Source organism: Mesorhizobium sp. M2E.F.Ca.ET.209.01.1.1 (assembly GCF_004010375.2).
GTDB lineage: Bacteria > Pseudomonadota > Alphaproteobacteria > Rhizobiales > Rhizobiaceae > Mesorhizobium.
Genome location: NZ_SADP02000162.1, coordinates 1 through 439 on the forward strand (window position 1 = coordinate 1; position 439 = coordinate 439).

General features: G+C 65.8%; 1 protein-coding gene. It reads right to left on the reverse strand.

Features of this window, described 5'->3' with window-relative positions:
- The coding region (locus EN852_RS35090) for an aminotransferase class III-fold pyridoxal phosphate-dependent enzyme (protein WP_135879617.1) at window positions 1-439 on the reverse strand (439 nt) is incomplete at both ends.

Here is a 439-nt window from a genome sequence, read left to right on the forward strand (position 1 = left end):
CGGCGATGACCTGGTAGACATGGTCGGCCATGAACACGGCGCCCATGGGAACATAGCCCGAGGTCAGGCCCTTCGCGGTCGTCATGAAATCGGGAACGATGTCCTCTTCCGTGCAGGCGAACAGCGGCCCGGTGCGGCCGAAGCCGGTGATGACCTCGTCGGCGATGAACAGGATGCCGTATTCGCGGCAGAGCGCGTGGATCGCCTTGATCCAGCCCTTCGGCGGCACGATGACACCACCCGAGCCCTGGATCGGCTCGGCGTAGAAGGCGGCGACCCGCTCCGGCCCGATCGCCTCGATTTTCGCCTTCAGCGCGGCGAGCGACGCGGCAATGATCGCGTCGCCGTTTTCGCCGACCGGGTTGCGGTAGGGATAGGGCGACGGGATCTTGTGCTGCCATTCGAAGGGAATGCCGAAGCCGGCGTGAAAGGCGGGCAG